The following is a 16,025-nucleotide window of genomic DNA, read 5'->3' as shown; positions in this document are numbered from 1 at the left end:
AGTACCCAACATCTTGGTGGAGCCAGCAGTGCGGGACCTGAAGCAGTTGGTGAAGGCGTACGACGTCCGGGGTGTGGTGCCGGATCAGTGGGACGAGTCGTTGGCTCGGGCGTTCGGTGCGGCGTTCGTGCGGGTGGTGGGTGCGTCGGCGATCGTGGTGGGGCATGACATGCGTCCGTCGTCGCCGTCGCTGTCGCGGGCGTTCGCGGAGGGCGCCGCCGCGTACGGCGCGGACGTGGTGGAGATCGGGCTGTGCTCCACCGACCAGCTGTACTACGCGTCCGGGAAGCTGGACCTGCCCGGGGCGATGTTCACCGCCTCGCACAACCCCGCGCAGTACAACGGCATCAAGCTCTGCCGTGCCGGCGCGGCGCCGGTCGGCCAGGACACCGGGCTGTCCCAGGTCCGGGAGCTGGTGGAGTCCTGGACCGCCGCGGACGACACCGTGACCATCCCGCCGGTGGACGTGAAGCCGGGCTCGCTCTCCTCCCAGGACACCCTGCGCGGCTACGCCGACCACCTGCTGGGCCTGGTGGACCTGTCCGCGATCCGGCCGCTGAAGGTCGTCGTCGACGCCGGCAACGGCATGGGCGGGCACACCGTGCCGACCGTGTTCGACGGGCTGCCGATCGACCTGGTCGACCTGTACTTCGAGCTGGACGGCACGTTCCCCAACCACGAGGCCAACCCGCTGGACCCGGCCAACCTGGTCGACCTGCAGGCCAAGGTCGTCGAGACCGGCGCGGACATCGGCCTGGCCTTCGACGGCGACGCCGACCGCTGCTTCGTCGTCGACGAGCGCGGCGAACCGGTCTCCCCCTCCGCGATCACCGCCCTGGTCGCCGCCCGGGAGATCGCCCGCGCCAAGGCCGCCGGCGAGCACAACCCCACCATCATCCACAACCTGATCACCTCCTGGACCGTCCCCGAGGTGGTCCGCGAACTCGGCGCCACCCCGGTGCGCACCCGCGTCGGCCACTCCTTCATCAAGCAGGAGATGGCCACCACGGACGCCGTCTTCGGCGGCGAACACTCCGCCCACTACTACTTCCGCGACTTCTGGCGCGCCGACACCGGCATGCTCGCCGCCCTCCACGTCCTCGCCGCCCTCGGCGGCCAGACCGGCACCCTGTCCGCCCTCACCGCCGAGTACGACCGCTACGCCGCCTCCGGCGAGATCAACAGCACCGTCGCCGACCAGGCCGACCGCACCGCCGCCGTCCGCACCACCTACGCCTCGCTCGAGGACGTCACCGTCGACGAACTGGACGGCCTGACCATCGCCGGCAAGGACTGGTGGTTCAACCTCCGCGCCTCCAACACCGAACCGCTGCTCCGCCTGAACGTCGAGGCCCGCGACCCCGGGAAGATGGCCGAGGTCCGCGACGCCGTCCTCGCCCTCGTCCGCGCCTGAGCAGGGCACGCCTCTGACTTCAGCGGTGCCCCGGCCGGTAGGGTTGCTACTGGCCGGGGCACCGTCGTAACAGCCCCCCACACGAACCTTGGAGCCTGACGTCCATGAGCCTGCCGCCCTTCCTGCTGGAGATCCTGGTCTGCCCCCAGTGCCACTCCGCCCTCGCCGAGTCCGGCCAGGACGACGAGCGTGAGCTGCGCTGCACCGGGGACAGCTGCGGCCTGATCTACCCGGTGCGCGACGGCATCCCCGTGCTCCTCGTGGACGAGGCCCGCCGCCCCTCCTGACCCGTCCGTCGTGAGGCCGTTGGAGGCCAGCCGCATGCTCGACGACACCCTGCTCGACGACCCGGCCGCCCTCCAGCGTGCCGACCGCGACCACGCCCTGCTCGCCCTCGCCGGCGCGGGCGCCCGGATCCGGACCGCCCTGCGGCTCGCCGACGCGGCCGGCCTGTCGGCCCTGCGGCCGGACGGCCGGCCCCGTACGGTCCTGGTCGCCGGACACGGCAGCACCCTGACGGCCGGCGCGGCGCTGGCCGCCATGGCCGTCACCAGCTGCCAGGTCCTCCCCCTGGCCCCCTCCGGCGTCTCCTTCGTCCCGCGCGGCGAGCTCGGCACCCCGGCCCTCACGGTGGGTCTCTCCTGGCAGCTGCCGGGTTGGGCCGGCCCGCTCGACCTGCTGGTCATCGCCTCCGCCGACGGCGGTGAGCGCGGCCTGATCACGCTCGCCGAGCAGGCGTACGCGCGCGGCTGCGCCATCGCCGTGATCGCGCCCACCGCGAGCCCGCTCGCCGAGGCGGCCCTGCAGGTCCGCGGCCTCCCGCTGCCGTACGTCCCGCCGGCGCCCGCCGACACCGAGGACGACACCCGCCACCGGCCGGACGAGCCCGACCTCCCGCCAGAGGACCCGGGCGCCCTCTGGGCCGTCCTGGCCCCGCTGCTCGCCCTCGCGGAGCGGATCGAGGTCACCCAGCTGCCCCCGGGCGCGCTGCAGGCCACCGCGGACCAGCTGGACGAGGTCGCCGTACGCTGCCGCCCGGACGCCGCCGCGTACCTCAACCCGGCCAAGGGTCTGGCCGCCCAGCTCTCCGGCACCGTCCCGCTGCTCTGGGCGGAGGGCCCGGTGGCCGGGGTGGTGGTCGAACGGTTCGCCGCGATGCTCGCCGCCCGGGCCGGCCGCCCCGCCCTGACCGGCCTGCTGCCGCAGGTGCTCACCACCCACCGGGGCATGTTCGTCGGCCAGCTCGGCTCGGGCTCCGACCCGGACGACTTCTTCCGCGACCGGATCGACGAGCCCGACCCGCTGCTGCTCCAGGTGCTGTTGCTGCGTCAGGCCGCCGAGGCGGGCGACGAGGAACAGGACCCCGGCTACGCCGTGGCCCGGGCCCGCCGCCTCGCCACCGCACACGACATCCGGCTCACCGAGTACACCGGCAGCCCGGTGGACCCGCTGCAGGCCCTGGCGGAGCTGACCGGTCTGACCGACTTCGCGGCGGTCTACCTCGGCCTGGCGGCGGCTCAGGAGTGACCACCCACTGACCGGCGCTCAGGCCTGCCCGCTCCTCGGGATACTGTGTGCGATCGGCAGACTGAGCGAAGGCCGGACCACCGGCCCGTCGGAGGGACCAAACCCGAGCATGAGCACCGAAGGCGGTACCAAGGCACTCGTCGCGGCACTGTCCGCGAACCTGGCGATCGCGGCAGGCAAGTTCATGGCCTTCGCCTTCACCGGCTCGTCGTCCATGCTCGCCGAAGGTGTGCACTCGGTGGCTGACTCCGGGAACCAGGTGCTGCTGCTGGTCGGCGGCAAGCGCGCGGCCCGTGAGGCGGACGAGCAGCACCCGTTCGGCTACGGTCGCGAGCGCTATGTCTACGGCTTCCTGGTCTCCATCGTGCTGTTCACCGTCGGCGGCCTGTTCGCGATCTTCGAGGGCTACGAGAAGATCAAGGAACCGCACGAGCTGCACGGCTGGTACTGGGCCGTCGGTGTGCTGGTCTTCGCCATCGCCATGGAGGGCTGGTCCTTCCTGACGGCGTACCGGGAGGCCGCCAAGGACAAGGGCGGGCGCAGCTGGGTCGAGTACATCCGCCGCGCCAAGGCCCCCGAGCTGCCCATCGTGCTGCTGGAGGACACCGGCGCGCTGATCGGTCTGGTGCTCGCGCTGCTCGGCGTCAGCCTCACCGTGATCACCGGTGACGGCATCTGGGACGGCATCGGCACGCTCTGCATCGGCATCCTGCTGGTGGTCATCGCGGTCGTGCTGGTGCTGGAGACCAAGTCGCTGCTGATCGGCGAGTCCGCGGACAAGGAGGTCGTGGCGCAGATCCGCGACGCCCTGGTCGACCACGACTCGGTCACCGACGTGATCCACATGCGCACCCTGCACGTCGGGCCCGAGGAGCTGCTGGTCGCCGCGAAGATCGGCGTCAACGCGGAGGACAACGCCGCCCAGGTCGCGCAGGCGATCGACCTGGCCGAGGCCCGGGTCCGCAGGGTGGTCCCGATCGCCCGCGCCATCTACCTGGAGCCGGACATCTACAGCGCCGAGAAGGCCGCGGCCGGCCCCGACCCCGCCGCCACCCCCGGCGGCCCGGGCCCGAGCGCCCACTGACGGCACGCCCGCGGCCGAAACCACCCGTACTACGTCTGTGCCAACTGGCCGCCGGTGTAGATTCGTCCCCAGAGCCAAACGTCGCTGCTGATGGCGGTCGATCGGTGGCGCCTTGGTGCGCACCGGTCGAGGGAGAGAGGTCCTCCGACGGATTGTGCCGCAGCAGGGCGCCGCACCGTCGGGCACTCTGCCGCCAAGCACACCCGGAACCTGGCCCAACCCCACGCAGCGAGGAGCAAGACGCATGTCGTCGAACATCACCGGTGACTTCAAGGTCGCCGACCTCTCCCTGGCCCCGTTCGGCCGCAAGGAGATCCAGCTCGCCGAGCACGAGATGCCCGGCCTGATGTCGATCCGCAAGGAGTTCGCGGCCTCCCAGCCGCTGGCCGGCGCCCGCATCACCGGCTCGCTGCACATGACCGTGCAGACCGCCGTGCTGATCGAGACCCTCACCGCCCTCGGTGCCGAGGTCCGCTGGTGCTCCTGCAACATCTTCTCGACCCAGGACCACGCCGCCGCCGCCATCGCGGTCGGCCCGGAGGGCACCGTCGAGAACCCCTCCGGCGTCCCGGTCTTCGCCTGGAAGGGCGAGACCCTGGACGAGTACTGGTGGTGCACCGAGCAGGCGCTCACCTGGCCGAACGGCCAGACCCCGAACATGATCCTGGACGACGGCGGCGACGCCACCCTCCTGATCCACAAGGGCGTCGAGTTCGAGAAGGCCGGCGAGGCCCCGGACCCGTCCACCGCCGACAACGACGAGTACCGGATCATCCTCGAGCTGCTCAACCGCACGCTCACCGAGTCGCCGAGCAAGTGGACCGAGGTCGCCGCCACCATCAAGGGCGTCACCGAGGAGACCACCACCGGCGTCCACCGCCTGTACGAGATGCACCGCGACGGCAAGCTGCTGTTCCCGGCCATCAACGTCAACGACGCCGTCACCAAGTCGAAGTTCGACAACAAGTACGGCTGCCGCCACTCGCTGATCGACGGCATCAACCGCGCCACCGACGTCCTGATCGGCGGCAAGGTCGCCGTCGTCGCCGGCTACGGCGACGTGGGCAAGGGCTGCGCCGAGTCGCTCCGCGGCCAGGGCGCCCGCGTCATCATCACCGAGATCGACCCGATCTGCGCCCTGCAGGCCGCCATGGACGGCTACCAGGTCACCACCCTGGACGAGGTCGTCTCGACCGCCGACATTTTCATCACCACCACGGGCAACAAGGACATCATCCTTGCCTCGCACATGGAGAAGATGAAGCACCAGGCGATCGTCGGCAACATCGGCCACTTCGACAACGAGATCGACATCGCCGGTCTGGCGAAGCTCCCGGGCATCGTGAAGACCGAGGTCAAGCCGCAGGTCCACGAGTGGCGCTTCGCGGACGGCCACACCATCATCATGCTGTCCGAGGGCCGCCTGCTGAACCTGGGCAACGCGACCGGTCACCCGTCCTTCGTGATGTCCAACTCCTTCGCGAACCAGACCATCGCGCAGATCGAGCTCTTCACCAAGACCGAGGAGTACCCGATCGGCGTCTACGTGCTCCCGAAGCACCTGGACGAGAAGGTCGCCCGCCTCCACCTGGACGCGCTGGGCGTCAAGCTCACCGTCCTGACCAAGGACCAGGCCGACTACATCGGCGTCCCGGTCGAGGGCCCGTACAAGCCGGAGCAGTACCGCTACTGATCCCGTGACACGAACGTGAGCCCGGTGCCCCCCGGCACCGGGCTCACGCCTGTTCCACCGTCAGCCGAGCACCTCGGTGGTCCACGCGCTCTGATCCGTGCCGAGCAGGGTGAGCTGCTTCAGCCAGGCCTGCACCCCGCCGACGGAGTCGAGCACCGCGGGCTTCCCGAGCGAGACACATGCGCGGAGGCCGTTGGCTGTGGTGCAGTCCTGCTGATTGGTCGGCGCCGCGACCGGTTGCACCGTGAGGCTGAAGTACGAGTCAGCGGTCGAGAAGCTGGCCGAGGCCATCCAGTCCGCCGGGTCCTTGCCGGATTCCAGCTCTGCCCCCGACGCTCTGGCACCCTCCGGCAGCCGGTTCACCTTGAACGGCAGCGGGATCTGCTGCGGCAGCACGACCACTCCGCCTGCGACCCGCAGCGGCACGCTCTGCCGGTCGTCACCCTTCAGATTCTGCGAATCCAACTCGGCCCACCGGCCGTCCGGCGTCCGCCAGCGGAGGGTGTTGGTCGCCTCCCGGTAGGCCGGGTCGTCCGACGACACCCAGTACGCCTCGCGGCCCCGGATCGGCGGAGCATCGACCCGCAGCATCTTCGCGCCCTGCGGAAACGTGCCGAGCTCCGGTGTCACCCCCGCCGGGTAGAGCTTGGCTCGGAACAAGGGGGCATTGTCGAACGTCCTCCCGCCGGCCCGCACGGTCATGCCGTCGAACTGCAGCGAGTACGCGACCGGCGATGCCGGGTCCGGCAGCCAGCCGAATGCCAGCTCGGCCGTCAGTGGGTCCCGCCCTTCGAACGAGGCCGTGGTCTGCGACGAGGACGGAACGCCCGAGGGTAGTGCCGGCAGCCGCCTCGCCCCGGTCGACGTCGGGCTGGGCGTCAGCGAGGGATGCCCGGAGGGTGTCGTCGCAGGCGCCACAACCACGGTCGAACCGCCTCCCGGCAGCGCCGAAGCCAGCGTTGCCGCCCCGACCGCCACCGCCGTCACCGTGCCCAGCACCGCGAAGCGGCGCCGCAGCAGCCGTGACCGTCCGACCCGCCGCGCCTCGTTCACATCCACGGTGCTCGCCGGTGCTGCAGTGTTCGCCAGCGCGGTGAGCCCCTCGCTCAGCCCGTTGGCAGCCATGTCCCTGTCCCGAGTGCTCATGCCTGCGCCCCTTCCACCGATCGGCCCGAGAGATTGCGGCGCAGACTGTCCAGCCCGCGAGAGGTCTGGCTCTTGACGTTCCCTGTCGAGCAGCCGAGCGCGTGAGCGGTCTGATCGACCGTCATGTCGCAGTAGTAGCGCAGCACCACGGTCGCCCGCTGACGCGGCGGCAGCGCGGCCAGGGCATCCCGCAGGTCGATCGAGGTGTCCAGGTCGGAGTGATTCCAGATCACATCAGCCTCGGCCACCTCGGCGCCCGTCCTCGCCCGGCGCCACCAGGGTGACCGCTGCTCGGCCAGGAAGGTGTTGACCAACACCGTCCGGGCATAGCCGTCCCGGTTCTCCACCCGGCCGGCCCGGTGCCAGTTGGTGTAGAGCTTGGTGATGCTCTCCTGGACCAGATCGTCCGCCCGGTGCCAGTCCGAGCACAGCAGGTACGCGACCTTCCGCAACCACCCACCCCGTGAGGCCACGTACTCGGTGAACTCGGCGTCGCGTGACTGCTTCGCCACGAGCTCCCCCCTTCTTCTCACTCCCCGGCGGCGCGGAGACGCACCACCCGCCTCCCTAATGCGCGCAGAGCACCGAAAGGTTGCACGTAGGCTTTCGAGTCATGCCGAACGGCCGCTATTCGCTCCATGACACTCACGACCACGTCCTGCTGGGCGAGGAGCGCTTCAGCTGCGCCCCCGGCCCGGCCGGCTGGCGGTACGTCTCCAAGACCTACGGCCCGGACGGCAGCACGCTGGGCACCACCGACCTGACCCTCGACTCCCGCAGCCGACCGCTCCGCCTCGAACTGCGCGCCGGGGGCTGGCAGGTCCGCGGGGGAGCGGTGGACGGGGTCGCCTGGGTGCGTACGGACGCGGCCGACCCGGCGGGCGAGCACGCCGCCGAAGGGCACGACCGGGCGCACGGCTTCACCGGCAGCTCCCCGGCCTTCCTGATCGCCACGGCCCGCCTGCTCCGCTTGGAACCGGGTGCGAAGGCGCGAGTGCGGCTGGTGGCCTTCACCGAACCCGTGCTGGCGCCGCGGACCCTCGACCAGGGCTGGCTGCTCGAGACGGTGGCGACGCACGAGACCGACAGCGGGCCGCTGCTGGTCGAGCAGTACCAGGTCGCCGACCTGGAGACCGGCGAGCAGCAGATCGTCCATCTCGCCGGGGACGTGGTGCTGTCGGCAGCCGGCATCGAACTGGAGGAGCTGGCCTCGCCGCCGAACCAGTGGCCGACGGAGTACTACGGCTGAGCTGCCCTTGTCGGGGGGCGGCTGTCAGGCGGGCGGCGCGAAGCCGGTCGGCGGGGTCACCGGCGGCTCGGGCTGAGGCCTGGGCTGGGACTGTGGCTGCGCCGGAGCGGCGGGTGCCGGTGCCTGGGGCTCAGGCTGCGGCTGCTGTTGGGCCGCCTGTGCCGCCCACGCCGCGTTGATCCGCACCGGAGCACCCGGCCTCTGCGTTCCCGGCTGCGGCACTCCCGCGTACGACATGGGCGGGTACGACATCGGCGCGTGCGGCGTGGCTGCGTACGGCACAGCCGTCCGCTGCTGGGCCTCGGCCGCCCTGGCCCACTCGCGCCGCTGCCGCTCCGCCAGCACCGCGCCCAGGTAGGCGGCCGGGTGCACTCCGTACGGCGCGGCATGACCGGTGTGCGCGACGACGTCCCCGACCAGCCGCTGCGCCATACCGTGGGCGACCGCCGGATCGAGCTCGTCGAGTCGCCCGAGGTACTGGCGGATCGCCAGCCACAGCCCGTCCGGCACCGCCGACAGGTCCAGTGCCATCAGCTCCCCGCCGAGGGCCTGCATCAAGGCCGGCGGCAGCGACGGCAGAGCCTCCCGGCCCCGGCCCGCGCCGGGCACCCGCTCGCGGACCACCAAGGTCCCCGCGAAGACGTCGCCGAGCCGCCGCCCCTGGGTGGAGACGAGCGAGGAGATCACCGCAGGGACCCCGAGCAGCAGGATGATCTCCGCGAATGCGACCAGCCCACGCACCAGCGAGTGCCGGAACCGCACCGGGCCGCCGTCATTGCGGACCACCCGAAGTCCGAAGGCCAGCTTGCCCAGCGAGCGCCCCCGGGACAGCGTCTCTATGAGCACGGGCAGCGCCACCAGGAAGAAGACCGTGAGCCCGAGCGTCAGGGCTGCGCCCGCCGCGTCGTCGATCCCGGGCGAGGCCAGAGCAAGCACCACGCTGGTGACCAGCAGGCCGACGAACTGCGCCGTGAGGTCGAGGGCCATCGCCAACGCCCGGCTCGGCAGTTTCGCGGCCCGCAGCCCCAGGACGACCGCCTCGCCGGTCACAAGCTCGCTCACAACACCCCGCCCGTTCCATCTGTGGTCCGCCTGTGGGGTCCGCCCACACAGCAGGGCGCCGGCCAAGACGGCTCAGCCCCCGTGATCTCCAGCCGCAAACATACGGTGACGCCGAACGGCCCGGAAGACCGGTCCGGTATCCGATGCCTGGGCACCTACGCCCTCTGGCAAGCTAGCTCCCCTCGGGCCACGCTCTGGCTCTGCCGTATCTTCCGACCGCCCCGCCCTGTCTTCGCCTGCCCGCCTTCCGCCCGTCGCATCTGGAGTGAGCCGCATGGACCTGGACGTCTTCGTCACCGCCCACCAGGCGGAGTGGCATCGTCTGGAGGTCCTCAGCTCGCGGCGCCGCCTGAGCGGTGAGGAGGCCGACGAGCTCGTCACTCTGTACCAGCGCGCCACCAGCCACCTCGCCCAGGTCCAGGCCGCCGCTCCCGACCCGACCCTGGAGGGCCGGCTCACCACCCTGGTCGCCCGGGGCCGGAGCGCCGTGACCGGCAGCCGCAACTCGTCCTGGCGCGACGCGGGCCGGTACTTCACGGTCAGCTTCCCGGCCGCCCTCTACCGCTCGCGGCGCTGGTGGATCCCGATCGCGGTGATCTCCCTGCTCGCCTCGGCCCTCGTGGCCTGGTGGGTCACCACCCATCCCGAGGTCCGGGACAGCCTCGCCGCCCCCGAGCAGATCCGCGAGATGACCAGGCCGGGCGGCCAGTACGAGACCTACTACTCCGACCACCCGGCCAGCTCCTTCGCTGCCCAGGTGTGGACCAACAACGCGTGGATAGCCGCTCAGTGCCTGGTGTTCGGGGTCGTCCTCGGCGTGCCCGTCCTGTGGGTGCTGTTCGAGAACGTCCTGAACCTGGGCCTCGCCCTCGGCCTGATGGCCTCCGCCGGCCGCCTGGATCTCTTCCTCGGCTTGCTCCTCCCGCACGGCCTGCTGGAACTCACCGCGGTCTTCGTGGCCGGAGGCATGGGGCTCCGCCTCGGCTGGACGATCATCGATCCCGGCCCCCGCACCCGCCTCACGGCCCTAGCCGAGGAGGGCCGCGCCACCATCGGCATGGCCCTGGGCCTGACCGCCGTCCTCTTCGTGAGCGGCATCCTCGAAGCCTTCGTGACCCCGTCCGGCCTGCCGACCTGGGCCCGTATCGGCATCGGCGTCCTCGCCGAGGTGCTCTTCCTGCTCTACGCACTGGTGCTGGGCCGCCGTGCGGCTGCAGCGGGCGAGTTCGGTGACGTCGACGAGTCCGACCGCACCGACCTGAACCCGGTCGCCGCCTGAGGCGGGTGTGCTGACCAGGCCTCTGACCTGGTAGTCTCATGATCAACCCGCCGGACCATTGACGTGGCACCGGCGAGCTAGTAGGTTTGAACGGTTGGAGCGACTGGACAACAGTCTGCTCCAGGCGTTAGTGTCTAAGACACAGCCAAGTCGAGGCAGTAGGCATCCACGGATGCGTGCCCGGTCAGGCAAATCCCGGAACTGAGCACACCAAAGCTTTTGATAAGCTTCGGAGCGAAGTTGAAGGAAACCCCTCCAGCGGGAATTCAGAGAAACGAAAGCCGGTAAAACGGCCGGAAAACATCTGATAAGCTGGAAACAAGAAAGAACGAAGCGCACAGAGGGTCCGCTTGATAAGCGACTCGAAGGAAGCGTCCGTTCCTTGAGAACTCAACAGCGTGCCAAAAGTCAACGCCAGATATGTTGACATCCCCGGCCTGGACCGTTCGGTCCGGGTTGGAGATTCCTTTTGAAGTAAAAACACAGCGAGGACGCAGTGCGCGGGATCACCCTATTCCGGTGGTTGCCGTGCCGCTCAACGCGAGTGTCTCACCCGATTACGGGTAAACATTCACGGAGAGTTTGATCCTGGCTCAGGACGAACGCTGGCGGCGTGCTTAACACATGCAAGTCGAACGATGAAGCTCTTCGGAGTGGATTAGTGGCGAACGGGTGAGTAACACGTGGGAAATCTGCCCTGCACTCTGGGACAAGCCTTGGAAACGAGGTCTAATACCGGATATGACCTGCCTCCGCATGGGGGTGGGTGGAAAGCTCCGGCGGTGCAGGATGATCCCGCGGCCTATCAGCTTGTTGGTGGGGTAACGGCCCACCAAGGCGACGACGGGTAGCCGGCCTGAGAGGGCGACCGGCCACACTGGGACTGAGACACGGCCCAGACTCCTACGGGAGGCAGCAGTGGGGAATATTGCACAATGGGCGAAAGCCTGATGCAGCGACGCCGCGTGAGGGATGACGGCCTTCGGGTTGTAAACCTCTTTCAGCAGGGAAGAAGCGCAAGTGACGGTACCTGCAGAAGAAGCACCGGCTAACTACGTGCCAGCAGCCGCGGTAATACGTAGGGTGCGAGCGTTGTCCGGAATTATTGGGCGTAAAGAGCTCGTAGGCGGCCTGTCGCGTCGGATGTGAAAGCCCGGGGCTTAACCCCGGGTCTGCATTCGATACGGGCAGGCTGGAGTGTGGTAGGGGAGATCGGAATTCCTGGTGTAGCGGTGAAATGCGCAGATATCAGGAGGAACACCGGTGGCGAAGGCGGATCTCTGGGCCATTACTGACGCTGAGGAGCGAAAGCGTGGGGAGCGAACAGGATTAGATACCCTGGTAGTCCACGCCGTAAACGTTGGGAACTAGGTGTTGGCGACATTCCACGTCGTCGGTGCCGCAGCTAACGCATTAAGTTCCCCGCCTGGGGAGTACGGCCGCAAGGCTAAAACTCAAAGGAATTGACGGGGGCCCGCACAAGCAGCGGAGCATGTGGCTTAATTCGACGCAACGCGAAGAACCTTACCAAGGCTTGACATATACCGGAAACGGCTAGAGATAGTCGCCCCCTTGTGGTCGGTATACAGGTGGTGCATGGTTGTCGTCAGCTCGTGTCGTGAGATGTTGGGTTAAGTCCCGCAACGAGCGCAACCCTTGTTCTGTGTTGCCAGCATGCCTTTCGGGGTGATGGGGACTCACAGGAGACTGCCGGGGTCAACTCGGAGGAAGGTGGGGACGACGTCAAATCATCATGCCCCTTATGTCTTGGGCTGCACACGTGCTACAATGGTCGGTACAAAGGGCTGCGATGCCGCGAGGCGGAGCGAATCCCAAAAAGCCGGCCTCAGTTCGGATTGGGGTCTGCAACTCGACCCCATGAAGTTGGAGTTGCTAGTAATCGCAGATCAGCATGCTGCGGTGAATACGTTCCCGGGCCTTGTACACACCGCCCGTCACGTCACGAAAGTCGGTAACACCCGAAGCCGGTGGCCTAACCCGTAAGGGGAGGAGCCGTCGAAGGTGGGACCAGCGATTGGGACGAAGTCGTAACAAGGTAGCCGTACCGGAAGGTGCGGCTGGATCACCTCCTTTCTAAGGAGCAATAGCCGGTTGCGAGCGAATGTCTCGCACGGTTGCTCATGGGTGGAACGTTGACTATTCGGCACGCTTGGTTATGAGTGTGAGTACTGCTTCGGCGTGGAAAGCACATCATCAGTCAGGCGTGTCGGGCACGTTGTTGGGTCCTGAGGGAACGGCCGTATGGTCGTTGCTTCAGAGATGCCGGTCCTACTTGAGATGCGCGTGTGCGTGTTGATGGTGGGTGACTGGTCGTTGTTTGAGAACTGCACAGTGGACGCGAGCATCTGTGGCCAAGTTTTTAAGGGCGCACGGTGGATGCCTTGGCACCAGGAACCGATGAAGGACGTGGGAGGCCACGATAGTCCCCGGGGAGCCGTCAACCAGGCTTTGATCCGGGGGTTTCCGAATGGGGAAACCCGGCAGTCGTCATGGGCTGTCACCCATACCTGAACACATAGGGTATGTGGAGGGAACGCGGGGAAGTGAAACATCTCAGTACCCGCAGGAAGAGAAAACAACCGTGATTCCGGGAGTAGTGGCGAGCGAAACCGGATGAGGCTAAACCGAGATGGTGTGAGACCCGGCAGGGGTTGCCGTTTCGGGGTCGTGGGAGTGAGCTTGATCGGTCTGCCGGCCGGTCGGCGAGTCAGAAACCGTTGGTGTAGTCGAAGGACATGCGAAAGGTCCGGCGTAGAGGGTAAGACCCCCGTAGACGAAACATCAGCGGCTTGCTTGCTCATTTCCCAAGTAGCACGGGGCCCGAGAAATCCCGTGTGAATCTGGCGGGACCACCCGCTAAGCCTAAATATTCCCTGGTGACCGATAGCGGATAGTACCGTGAGGGAATGGTGAAAAGTACCGCGGGAGCGGAGTGAAATAGTACCTGAAACCGTGTGCCTACAAGCCGTGGGAGCGTCGGACATGCAGTTTACTGTGTGTCTCGTGACTGCGTGCCTTTTGAAGAATGAGCCTGCGAGTTTGCGGTGTGTAGCGAGGTTAACCCGTGTGGGGTAGCCGTAGCGAAAGCGAGTCCGAATAGGGCGTTTGAGTTGCATGCCCAAGACCCGAAGCGGAGTGATCTAGCCATGGGCAGGTTGAAGCGCGGGTAAGACCGTGTGGAGGACCGAACCCACCAGGGTTGAAAACCTGGGGGATGACCTGTGGTTAGGGGTGAAAGGCCAATCAAACTCCGTGATAGCTGGTTCTCCCCGAAATGCATTTAGGTGCAGCGTCACGTGTTTCTTGCCGGAGGTAGAGCACTGGATAGGCGATGGGCCTCACCGGGTTACTGACCTTAGCCAAACTCCGAATGCCGGTAAGTGAGAGCGTGGCAGTGAGACTGTGGGGGATAAGCTCCATGGTCGAGAGGGAAACAGCCCAGAACACCGACTAAGGTCCCTAAGCGTGTGCTAAGTGGGAAAGGATGTGGAGTCGCAGAGACAACCAGGAGGTTGGCTTAGAAGCAGCCACCCTTGAAAGAGTGCGTAATAGCTCACTGGTCAAGTGATTCCGCGCCGACAATGTAGCGGGGCTCAAGCACACCACCGAAGTCGTGTCATTGCAGCAATAGGGCCAACGCCTGCTGTGATGGGTAGGGGAGCGTCGTGTGCCGGGTGAAGCAGCGGTGGAAACCAGTTGTGGACGGTACACGAGTGAGAATGCAGGCATGAGTAGCGATACAAGAGTGGGAAACTCTTGCGCCGATTGACCAAGGGTTCCTGGGTCAAGCTGATCTGCCCAGGGTAAGTCGGGACCTAAGGCGAGGCCGACAGGCGTAGTCGATGGACAACGGGTTGATATTCCCGTACCCGCTTTGAAGCGCCAACGCTGAACCTCTTGATGCTAAGCCCGCAAAGCCGCCCCGGAGTCTTCGGACAAAGGGGAGTGGTGGAGCCGGTGACCCAACGGGGTAGTAGGTGAGCGATGGGGTGACGCAGGAAGGTAGTCCAGCCCGGGCGGTGGTTGTCCCGGGGTAAGGGTGTAGGACGTCGTGTAGGCAAATCCGCACGACATATAGTCTGAGACCTGATGCCGAGCCGATTGTGGTGAAGTGGATGATCCTATGCTGTCGAGAAAAGCCTCTAGCGAGTTTCATGGCGGCCCGTACCCCAAACCGACTCAGGTGGTCAGGTAGAGAATACCGAGGCGTTCGGGTGAACTATGGTTAAGGAACTCGGCAAAATGCCCCCGTAACTTCGGGAGAAGGGGGGCCGGATCTGGTGAGGGAACTTGCTTCCTGAGCTGGGGCCGGCCGCAGAGACCAGCGAGAAGCGACTGTTTACTAAAAACACAGGTCCGTGCGAAGCCGTAAGGCGATGTATACGGACTGACGCCTGCCCGGTGCTGGAACGTTAAGGGGACCGGTTAGTCCGATTTCGGTCGGGCGAAGCTGAGAACTTAAGCGCCAGTAAACGGCGGTGGTAACTATAACCATCCTAAGGTAGCGAAATTCCTTGTCGGGTAAGTTCCGACCTGCACGAATGGCGTAACGACTTCTCGACTGTCTCAACCATAGGCCCGGTGAAATTGCATTACGAGTAAAGATGCTCGTTTCGCGCAGCAGGACGGAAAGACCCCGGGACCTTTACTATAGCTTGATATTGGTGTTCGGTTCGGCTTGTGTAGGATAGGTGGGAGACTTTGAAGCCCAAACGCCAGTTTGGGTGGAGTCGTCGTTGAAATACCACTCTGGTCGTGCTGGATGTCTAACCTGGGTCCGTGATCCGGATCAGGGACAGTGTCTGGTGGGTAGTTTAACTGGGGCGGTTGCCTCCTAAAGAGTAACGGAGGCGCCCAAAGGTTCCCTCAGCCTGGTTGGCAATCAGGTGTTGAGTGTAAGTGCACAAGGGAGCTTGACTGTGAGACCGACGGGTCGAGCAGGTGCGAAAGCAGGGACTAGTGATCCGGCGGTGGCTTGTGGAAGCGCCGTCGCTCAACGGATAAAAGGTACCCCGGGGATAACAGGCTGATCTTCCCCAAGAGTCCATATCGACGGGATGGTTTGGCACCTCGATGTCGGCTCGTCGCATCCTGGGGCTGGAGTAGGTCCCAAGGGTTGGGCTGTTCGCCCATTAAAGCGGTACGCGAGCTGGGTTTAGAACGTCGTGAGACAGTTCGGTCCCTATCCGCTGTGCGCGTAGGAGTGTTGAGAAGGGCTGTCCCTAGTACGAGAGGACCGGGACGGACGAACCTCTGGTGTGCCAGTTGTCCTGCCAAGGGCATGGCTGGTTGGCTACGTTCGGGAGGGATAACCGCTGAAAGCATCTAAGCGGGAAGCCTGCTTCGAGATGAGCACTCCCACCTCCTTGAGAGGGTAAGGCTCCCAGTAGACGACTGGGTTGATAGGCCGGATGTGGAAGCCCTGTAAGGGGTGGAGCTGACCGGTACTAATAGGCCGAGGGCTTGTCCTCAGTTGCTCGCGTCCACTGTGTTGTTCTGAAACAACGACCCCACACCAGGTCACGGTGTGGTGCGGCGAAAAGTTTCATA

The 16,025-nt window shown here is 66.5% G+C and carries 10 protein-coding genes and 2 rRNA genes; 9 read left to right on the top strand and 3 right to left on the bottom strand.

The window, feature by feature from the left end:
* The first annotated feature begins 28 nt into the window (after window positions 1-28).
* The 5 genes from FB465_RS13005 (at window position 29) to ahcY (ending at window position 5,718) form a co-directional block, all read left to right on the top strand.
* The gene (locus FB465_RS13005) at window positions 29-1,414 is read left to right on the top strand and encodes a phosphomannomutase/phosphoglucomutase (protein ID WP_145790464.1); all 1,386 of its coding nucleotides are present in this window, start codon (window positions 29-31) and stop codon (window positions 1,412-1,414) included.
* 104 nt (window positions 1,415-1,518) lie between these two features.
* Window positions 1,519-1,701, top strand: a complete 183-nt coding sequence (locus FB465_RS13000) for a Trm112 family protein (RefSeq protein WP_145790462.1) — start codon at window positions 1,519-1,521, stop codon at window positions 1,699-1,701.
* A 34-nt stretch (window positions 1,702-1,735) separates the two neighbouring features.
* Window positions 1,736-2,941, top strand: coding sequence for an SIS domain-containing protein (locus FB465_RS12995; RefSeq protein WP_145790460.1), 1,206 nt, complete (start codon window positions 1,736-1,738; stop codon window positions 2,939-2,941).
* Between the two features lie 109 nt (window positions 2,942-3,050).
* Window positions 3,051-4,025 carry a cation diffusion facilitator family transporter gene (locus FB465_RS12990; RefSeq protein WP_145790458.1) on the top strand — a complete coding sequence of 325 codons (975 nt, stop codon included), beginning with the start codon at window positions 3,051-3,053 and terminating at the stop codon, window positions 4,023-4,025.
* A 244-nt stretch (window positions 4,026-4,269) separates the two neighbouring features.
* Window positions 4,270-5,718 carry an adenosylhomocysteinase gene (gene ahcY, locus FB465_RS12985; protein WP_145790456.1) on the top strand — a complete coding sequence of 483 codons (1,449 nt, stop codon included), beginning with the start codon at window positions 4,270-4,272 and terminating at the stop codon, window positions 5,716-5,718.
* A gap of 60 nt (window positions 5,719-5,778) precedes the next feature.
* Here the strand turns inward: ahcY and FB465_RS12980 are convergent, their stop codons facing one another.
* Window positions 5,779-6,864 (bottom strand): hypothetical protein, encoded by a 1,086-nt coding sequence (locus tag FB465_RS12980; RefSeq protein WP_145790454.1) that lies wholly within the window; start codon window positions 6,862-6,864, stop codon window positions 5,779-5,781.
* On the bottom strand, window positions 6,861-7,376 hold the full coding sequence (locus tag FB465_RS12975) for a SigE family RNA polymerase sigma factor (RefSeq protein WP_145790444.1): 516 nt from the start codon (window positions 7,374-7,376) through the stop codon (window positions 6,861-6,863). The genes FB465_RS12980 and FB465_RS12975 overlap by 4 nt, the downstream gene beginning before the upstream one ends.
* 101 nt (window positions 7,377-7,477) lie before the next feature.
* Here FB465_RS12975 and FB465_RS12970 point away from each other — a divergent pair, with 101 nt between their 5' ends.
* Complete coding sequence (locus tag FB465_RS12970) at window positions 7,478-8,113, top strand: hypothetical protein (RefSeq protein WP_145790441.1); 636 nt, start codon at window positions 7,478-7,480, stop codon at window positions 8,111-8,113.
* A 24-nt stretch (window positions 8,114-8,137) separates the two neighbouring features.
* Here FB465_RS12970 and FB465_RS12965 read toward each other — a convergent pair whose 3' ends face one another.
* Window positions 8,138-9,175, bottom strand: coding sequence for an RDD family protein (locus FB465_RS12965; protein WP_211785772.1), 1,038 nt, complete (start codon window positions 9,173-9,175; stop codon window positions 8,138-8,140).
* Between the two features lie 274 nt (window positions 9,176-9,449).
* Here FB465_RS12965 and FB465_RS12960 point away from each other — a divergent pair, with 274 nt between their 5' ends.
* The 3 genes from FB465_RS12960 to FB465_RS12945 all read left to right on the top strand — a co-directional run bounded on the left by FB465_RS12960 (window position 9,450) and on the right by FB465_RS12945 (window position 15,946).
* Window positions 9,450-10,454: a stage II sporulation protein M gene (locus FB465_RS12960; protein WP_145790439.1), complete on the top strand. Its 1,005-nt coding sequence runs from the start codon at window positions 9,450-9,452 to the stop codon at window positions 10,452-10,454.
* A gap of 570 nt (window positions 10,455-11,024) precedes the next feature.
* A 16S ribosomal RNA gene (locus FB465_RS12950) occupies window positions 11,025-12,548 on the top strand.
* A gap of 276 nt (window positions 12,549-12,824) precedes the next feature.
* Window positions 12,825-15,946 (top strand): 23S ribosomal RNA (locus FB465_RS12945).
* The 16S and 23S rRNA genes sit together here, the layout of an rRNA operon.
* Window positions 15,947-16,025: the final 79 nt, after the last annotated feature.

The organism is Kitasatospora atroaurantiaca (assembly GCF_007828955.1).
Lineage (GTDB): Bacteria > Actinomycetota > Actinomycetes > Streptomycetales > Streptomycetaceae > Kitasatospora > Kitasatospora atroaurantiaca.
Note: the sequence above shows the minus strand (reverse complement) of the source record. Positions and strands in the feature narration are given on the sequence as shown.